Genomic DNA, 7,638 nt, shown 5'->3' with positions numbered 1-7,638 from the left:
CTAAAAGTAAATTGGGAGAGGCTATTAGTTATAGCTTAAATCAATTTAAAAAATTCCAGCGTTATCTCGAAGATGGCAGGTTAAGCATTGATAATAATCGAGCAGAGCGTGCAGTGAAGCCCTTTGTGATAGGTCGTAAGGCTTGGCTATTTTCGTACACCAATACAGGTGCGAACGCGAGTGCAATTTTATATAGTTTGGTTGAAACAGCAAAAGCGAATGATCTTATTGTTCATGATTATATCGCAACCTGCTTGCAGCAGATTGCTGAAAACCCGAATGATATTGATGCGTTGCTACCATGGAATATTAAGCGTAGCTAGGTGCCATTACCCAGACGCTTACGATTATTTTACCTATAGATGATGTTGATACCTCTTTACAGCATGCTTTTGAGAATATTGAGATTGTTCGTAAATACCTTGCTTCGCCATATATTATCCCAATAGTCAGTGGTGATTTAGATTTATACGGTGAAATAATCTGGCGTGACTTCCATGGTCGAATTATGAAGGATAGTAATTTGCATAGATTGCAAGCAAAAGATAAAGCTATAGAGTTACAGGAAGAGTATCAAAGAAAAATAATGCCTTTAAATAGACGTATCGATATGCCAAGTTACGAATATTATGTACAGCAAAAAAATATTGGCCTAGTTGACGAAAAAAATGATCCAATTGTTTCTTTACCAATTTTATTTAATTGGTTTGATATTGTACTTCATGGAACTATGAATACAAAAGAGAATAGTAAACTAAAGATACCTTTCAATTCTATCCGAGAAATGTCGCAGTTCATTACGTACTATAAAGATGAAATAAAGCAGTTAGCAAAAATTATTAGAGGAACTGAATTAGAGTCGAATACATCATTTGCAAAAAAGATAAATGATGAAAGCATCATTCTTGAATTGACCGACGAACAGGTAAAAAAAATAAGTAAAGAGGTTAATGAAAAGGTTGAACAACCAGAATCAAGAAGAAAGCTCAAATTTGAACTTGAACTTGAGCTGTTGACTGATTTAAAAGCGAAGAAAGTCACTGAATTAAAAGATAATAGTCTACTCGAATTAAGAATTAGCTGGCTTAAAAAATGTAGTAGTTATTTTTTACATGACGCTAAAGCCGGTTCTTTGTATTTAGTATCCAAGGCCAATTCAGATTGGTCTGTATTGGGGGGAAATAAGCGTATCTTTGCTACCGAATTATTCTCTCCTTTGGATCATAATGCAAATCAACTTAAAGCTTTTGATAAAAATTATCTGATAAGAGAGGCGTGGAAGCCTGAACTTGAAGATAGGCTGGATAAAGAATCTAGTTGGTTTAAAACAATCATTGAAGAAAGCATACTACCTTACCCTATTCCAGAAAAAGGCCTTAGAGTAGTTGAACTTAATAAACCCTTAAAGGATTTGATTGCTAACTTAGAGAATAATGAAGAAAATCGTGTCATTCTTTTTAAGAAGGATGCTCATTTATGTAGTGCCACAGAAAATGAATTAGAATTTATTTGTAGTTTAATGCTTAATAAAAATTACTATACAACTTTCCAACAATCAACTTTGCTCTGTAGTGGTAGAGTTATTGAGCTAATTGTTCTCTCTCTTATAAAAAAGGTTTCAAAAATTGATGTGCAAAGAATTTTGCAAGGTCAGCCATTTTATTCCTTATCATATCTTGCACCAACCAAACCTTTAGTAATAAAGGAAGATAATATGGATCGGGGTGATGAAGGAAGTAATGAGAAGAACAGTACATCTGAGCTTGATAGCGAATTTATTACAATGTTTGTTGACCAGATAAATAGTTGGCGAGAAACGCAGATGAATAAGAGTGTTAACCCTTGGCTTGTTTATAATGTTTTTAATAAATACTTTAATCAGGTTAAAATTTTTAATGATCCAGATATGGGGCGTTCTTATAGAAACCCTCTTTTAAAAGTCTGCAATAAGTTGCAGCAGAGCTTTAATTGTCTTTGGTCATGTTTTGCCAGTTTTGAAAAAGGGATTATATTCAATACTGATGATAAAGTTGCATTTCAAAACATTACAGAAGCTACAAGATTTGAGTGGACGAATTCGTATAAAACTAATATTGCACCATTAATAAAAGAAGAGGGTAAAGGCAGTATTACTTACGCGCTCCAATCTCACCCATTAAAAATATTTATTGATAAATTTAACTTGAAAGAATTCTCTTTGGATGAATTAACTGAAAAGTCAACTACAACAGTTTCTAATAACAAACCCAAAAGTCATCTTGAAAAAACCGTCCGAGCAGCAATCATAAAAGGTAATTCTGGTAAAGAACATACTTTAAAAGAAATAAAAGATGACAAGAGTTTAGATGCTGAAAAAATAGGACAAATATGTAAAGAGATTATGGATAAGAGTGCTTCTAGCCCCTTAATAGCAATTGACTTGAAAAAAATAAACGAAGAATTAGAGAAAGAGTTAAAAGAAAATAAGATTACTTTGAATAATGTACCTAATACATGGAAGGGCAAGTTGAAGGCTCTTTTAATTAGAAACAATAAAAGTCAACCATAAATGCTAAAACAAACGCTATTTGAACTAGCTATTGCAACCTGTCTTTCTAGTGACCGATTGGCCGACAGATTAAAGTGCTCTTTATTAAAGCATAAAGAGTCTTTTGATGATTATTATGATAAAGACTTTAATAAAAAATGCAGAGACGATTTAAGTCGAGATTTAGATCTCGATTATCCTCGTCAATTTCGTCCTAATGAATTACAACTTTCGATTAATACCATTTGGCCGGGAAATATGTTGAAAGACTCCGCATTTCCTGCATTAGATTTTTTATTTGAGAGGTTATTTCAAAACTCCGGTGACTTAATTCATTATCACAGCGAAAAAGTCACTGAATTTTCTCGTTTTTGTACTCGAACTGACCCCTGTATCATTGTTGCTTGGCATCTTGCTTCAAGGATGAAGCTTCGACCTGTTCTTTCCTTCACGGATTTAATCCGAATAATTTCAGCCCAACAACCATTATTTAGTCCACAAGCTAATAACTCAGAACCTGTTGCTGAAAATCATGCGCATGTTGGTGGTACTCATTATGAAGCAACTGCCTTAATGGGCGGACTATTCGGGACTGAACACACTTCTAAAACAGATTCTTTACTTGCATGTGTTACAAGGGTTGCACAATCGCTAGTACGGGAAGGTGCGTTATTTGAGAAAGTAACTTGCAAAGAGAAAATCAAAAAAGGCAGTGATGATTTTGAGGATAAGCTTACCAAAGTCATCAATTATAGCCTTGGTAAGCACTGGGCTTTTGAACACGAAAAAACTATCGACTGGCAGTTATATATTGAATGGCCAGTTAATGATGAACAAACTCATTTGTTTTTACGCTGCCAAATGGCTAAAGCATATATAGCAGGTAACTTAGATAAAGCATGGCTGTGGTTTTGGATTTACCTTTGGCACGGCTATCAACATACTCAAAGTAGGCGATTACGACAGCTCGTTTTATTTTTATTACAGTCGTTAATGAAACTTCGCCGTAACGTCATTATGGATGGGCAAGGTTTATCGCGTTTTGTTGATGTTTATAACCATGATTTAAGATATAACGCTGAGAATTCGCAACAACAAAAAAGCAGTTTCAAGCGTTTTTTTCAAGGTGAAAATGATGTTGCGGAGTTTAAAGTAACAGCGGGTAAATTTAGTCCTAGTGCAGTTAATGATTTTCAAATAGCACTCGCAAGTGTTGCTAATTTTAAAACTCCAAATGGTTTAAAGCCATTATCCATTAAACAACAAGCGATTTATCAAGAACAAATGGAGCGCTGGCATTATTGTATACATTTCATAAGGGCTCCCAAATATATAAATAACCCTAATGCAGTTTGGATTGAAGCTAAAAATATCAAAAACATACTACGAGAACAAGCTAAGTGGCAAACAGATCATTTGACGTCAAAAATAGGTGAGATTGATTCTGATAGGTTATTGGTGCCAAGGAACTTTATCCGTGGCTTAGATGTTGCTGGCGATGAAAACCTAGTGAAAATTGAAGTTTACGCTCCCGCTTTAAGATGGTTACGTACTGGGTTAGTAGCTAATTTAAACCAGCCACAAATAGATGCGGGTTTTCATTACAGTATCCATGCGGGTGAAGACTTTGCACACCCGTTGTCGGGAATGCGCCATTTAGATGAAACGGTAGAGTTTTGTGAAATGACTGTTGGCGATAGACTCGGTCACGCTTTAGCAATCGGTATAGACCCAGAGTATTGGTTTGAACATCATGGTGAAGTTGTACTTGATGTCTGTGAGCATTTCGATAATTTAGTCTGGGCTTGGCATTACGCGACACAAATGAGCTCAGGATTTAGTTTAGCTTGTAAAGTGACTCCGATACTTGAAAGGCGGATAAGAAGCATCGCACCATTTGTACCTTGGTTACATATAAACTGTTTGGACGAAATTGGAATTAAAGCTAAAACAGATCATCTTTGTTGCTCTGATGAGTTTCTAACTAAGATCTCGAATACGCAATTTTTCGAAGCAATGGCATTAAGGCGAAATTGTTATAGCAGTTATCTGGATGCGCAAATTGATTGTTTAGATCAGTGCCGAATAAAAATAGCGGTTCCGGATATGGAAAAACTGAAACAAAAAGATAATGTAGCAGTAAAAATCTATTTAAAACGTGCAAGATGGTTCGCAGCCAACAAAGGGAAACATCCAACAAAATGCAAAGGCTGCAAGGATATAAGTCATATAAAAAAGGTCAGAATTAAATATGAGTTAGAGCAGTATAATTCGATTGGTTGGCATTCAACAGCGGATAAAAATTTACATCTTATCGATGATAAAATAACTCGGGATGAAGTAAAATTTATACATGCTCTGCAAGATTGGTTGATTGATAAGTGTGATCAAAAAGGTTTAATTCTTGAGGCTAACCCAACATCAAATACCTATATTGGCCGCTTTGAGTCACATGCTGACCACCCCATTTTCAGATGGTATCCACCCGATGAAAGTACGCTAATTAATGGGGGTAAACATAATGTTTATGGTTTGAGACGTGGCCCTATCAAAGTATGTGTGAATACCGACGACGCGGGAATAATGCCAACGACGCTAAGGACTGAATTTAGTCTATTACAGGAAGCTGCTTTAACGCATGGTATAACACGGACAAAAGCAGAAGAGTGGACTGAAAAACTAAGAGTATTCGGTTTGCGAGAGTTTAATAAAAATCATCAGCCATTATGGCAAAAAAAGTAAATATAAGGGAAGTCAGTAATGAGGGAACAGCAAGATCACGTTGATTTAGATGCTTTAAGTACAATCACTGAAACCGTGTTAACAAACTCCAAAGTTAAGGCTCAATGGTATCAAGATAAAAAAGGGCTACGTAGTTTTATGGCAAGAGCTATTCGTCTTTTAATGATATTTGGCACATTAACCGCTGCGCTTATCCCTTTGTTAGCGACTATTTTTGTTGAAAATGATATTGCATTAGTTAGCCCTGCATGGAGTGCGGTTGCAACGGCTGTTGTTGCTTCATTGTTTGCTTTTGAGAAGTATTATGGACACGGTAATGCATGGATGCGTTTTAATGATGCTGAAATGAAAATTAATCAGAAGGTAGAACTCTTGGAGTTTGATTGGCAAGATTACAAATACAGAGAGCAAGTAAAAAAAACACAAGCCTTTCCCGAGTGGACGAAACGATTAAAAGAACATAATAATGAAGTGTTTGAAATTGAAACGAGTGAAACTAACGCGTGGACAAAAGAGTTTCAACAGGTAATGACGGATACATACAAACAAAAGAAAAAAACACTGGTATAAATTACGTTTAAATTTTTAACTCTGTATCACACACAAGGATTTTAAATGGATTTAAAAGCTCTCATCATTAACGCATTAGGTATTTATTGGTTTCTAATCCCGCTATTTTTTCTGCCACTGGTTTTAAAATCGGCTTGGTTTAAAGGTGTATTTGGTGAGTTTTTAGTTAACTTTTTATTAACTAAATTTCTAGAAAAAGATCAATATACATTAATCAAAAATGTCACTTTAGCAACGGAAAATGGTACAACACAGATTGACCATATTGTGGTTTCACCCTTTGGTGTGTTTGTGATTGAAACCAAGAATATGAAAGGCTGGATTTTTGGATCTGCTAAGCAAAAGCAGTGGACACAAAAGATTTTTAAATACTCAGGCAAGTTTCAAAACCCACTGCACCAAAACTATAAACATACTCAAACCTTAGCGAGTTGTCTGAACCTGCCAAGCGATCAGATTTACTCTGTGATTGTGTTTATTGGTGACAGTACCTTCAAAACGGAAATGCCTCAGAATGTCACCTATGCACGTGGTTGTGTAGAGTATATTAAAACGAAACAGGAACTTCATTTTACGCCTGAGCAAGTCAATGAAATCGTGAAATCCATTGAAGCAGGGCGCTTATCACGCGGTTTAAAAACCAACTTAGCGCACAACAAACATGTCAAAAGTATTATAAAAGGCACAGCGTTCGTTGAACCTACATCTGACGCGACACTTGAAGCTGTACTTGAACCTATGTTTCAAACAAGGCTTGAAACTTCCCCTAAAACACAACAAAGTTTTGAAACCGCTTGTCCTAAATGTGGCTCTGAAATGGTATTGAGAGAAGCGAAGAAAGGTAAAAATGCAGGCAATCAATTTTATGGTTGTAGCGCGTTCCCTAAATGTAGAAAAATTCTGAGTATCAGTTAAATACCTTCGCGAGTAATTTCTGCAACGGAGAATGGTGTCCCACCGTTGCATGAATTACTAATCAATACGCTTGAACACCAAATTTAAGCAACAATCTCGGTAATACATCATCTAAATTCTGAACATCTTTATCTTGCAGTTCAATTAAATTGAAATTGTATTTTTTATATAACTCAATCTTCTTTTTCTTTCTTGCGAGATACTTTGGCTCATTTTCATAACCCCAATACTCAATATAAACTTTGCCAGTTGGAATATAGAAGTCGCAGTATACATCCTCTTCAATGGGTAACTTGCGCTCGTAAGCATGCACAATCTCGGCCATATATAACCAGTTATCAACCAGCATTTCAGCTTTAGATCTAACAAAATGGCCATCAGCACTACGATGCTTGGCTTCAAATTTAGTTCTAAATTCTGCACAGGCATCAGAGATATCTGTTTCTTTTGCTGTCATGGTGGCGGTAACTTCACCTTTAACGTGAGCAATACTATTTAACAGCGATTTTGATTTTAAAATGTTTTCTGGCCAACGCACATAAGGGATACCTGACTTTTTATCTTCGGCTTGAATAGCGCCTTGCTTAATACCCTGTTGAGTAGCGACCCAGCCTTTTATACCTTTATCAACCCAGCCTAATTCTGAAAGAATAAAGTTAATTTTATTAGCGCTTAACTCAAATGCTTTTCCGTAAGCGTCTGGGTAATGGCACCTAGCTACGCTTAATATTCCATGGTAGCAACGCATCAATATCATTCGGGTTTTCAGCAATCTGCTGCAAGCAGGTTGCGATATAATCATGAACAATAAGATCATTCGCTTTTGCTGTTTCAACCAAACTATATAAAATTGCACTCGCGTTCGCACCTGTATTGGTGTACGA

General features: G+C 35.9%; 7 protein-coding genes. 5 read left to right on the top strand and 2 right to left on the bottom strand.

Features of this window, described 5'->3' with window-relative positions:
- The 5 genes from G322_RS0115635 to G322_RS0115615 all read left to right on the top strand — a co-directional run.
- The coding region (locus G322_RS0115635) for an IS66 family transposase (RefSeq protein ID WP_022942672.1) at positions 1 to 323 on the top strand (323 nt) is incomplete at its 5' end.
- 185 nt (positions 324 to 508) lie between these two features.
- A complete protein-coding gene (locus G322_RS0115630; RefSeq protein ID WP_022942671.1) occupies positions 509 to 2,548 on the top strand; it encodes a hypothetical protein in 2,040 nt (679 codons plus the stop codon).
- Positions 2,549 to 5,269 carry an antiviral RADAR system adenosine deaminase RdrB gene (gene rdrB, locus G322_RS0115625; RefSeq protein ID WP_022942670.1) on the top strand — a complete coding sequence of 907 codons (2,721 nt, stop codon included), beginning with the start codon at positions 2,549 to 2,551 and terminating at the stop codon, positions 5,267 to 5,269.
- Positions 5,270 to 5,287: 18 nt separating this feature from the next.
- The gene (locus G322_RS0115620) at positions 5,288 to 5,839 is read left to right on the top strand and encodes an SLATT domain-containing protein (protein WP_022942669.1); all 552 of its coding nucleotides are present in this window, start codon (positions 5,288 to 5,290) and stop codon (positions 5,837 to 5,839) included.
- Between the two features lie 45 nt (positions 5,840 to 5,884).
- Positions 5,885 to 6,754: an NERD domain-containing protein gene (locus tag G322_RS0115615; RefSeq protein WP_022942668.1), complete on the top strand. Its 870-nt coding sequence runs from the start codon at positions 5,885 to 5,887 to the stop codon at positions 6,752 to 6,754.
- A 61-nt stretch (positions 6,755 to 6,815) separates the two neighbouring features.
- On the opposite strand, the gene G322_RS21065 is transcribed toward G322_RS0115615, so the two are convergent.
- Together G322_RS21065 and G322_RS22950 are read right to left on the bottom strand one after the other, a co-directional pair.
- Positions 6,816 to 7,502, bottom strand: a complete 687-nt coding sequence (locus G322_RS21065; RefSeq protein ID WP_022942667.1) for a hypothetical protein — start codon at positions 7,500 to 7,502, stop codon at positions 6,816 to 6,818.
- The coding region (locus tag G322_RS22950) for a transposase domain-containing protein (protein ID WP_169337489.1) at positions 7,468 to 7,638 on the bottom strand (171 nt) is incomplete at its 5' end. The genes G322_RS22950 and G322_RS21065, both read right to left, overlap by 35 nt.

This window comes from Psychromonas hadalis ATCC BAA-638 (assembly GCF_000420245.1).
In the GTDB taxonomy this organism is placed as follows: Bacteria; Pseudomonadota; Gammaproteobacteria; order Enterobacterales; family Psychromonadaceae; genus Psychromonas; species Psychromonas hadalis.
Note: the sequence above shows the minus strand (reverse complement) of the source record. Positions and strands in the feature narration are given on the sequence as shown.

What these genes read in the sequence shown, in the direction of transcription:
- G322_RS0115630 (WP_022942671.1), top strand. Translation starts at nt 509, where the DNA reads ATGAAGGATAGTAATTTGCATAGATTGCAAGCAAAAGATAAAGCTATA.
- rdrB (WP_022942670.1), top strand. Translation starts at nt 2,549, where the DNA reads ATGCTAAAACAAACGCTATTTGAACTAGCTATTGCAACCTGTCTTTCT.
- G322_RS0115620 (WP_022942669.1), top strand. Translation starts at nt 5,288, where the DNA reads ATGAGGGAACAGCAAGATCACGTTGATTTAGATGCTTTAAGTACAATC.
- G322_RS0115615 (WP_022942668.1), top strand. Translation starts at nt 5,885, where the DNA reads ATGGATTTAAAAGCTCTCATCATTAACGCATTAGGTATTTATTGGTTT.
- G322_RS21065 (WP_022942667.1), bottom strand. Translation starts at nt 7,502, where the DNA reads ATGCGTTGCTACCATGGAATATTAAGCGTAGCTAGGTGCCATTACCCA.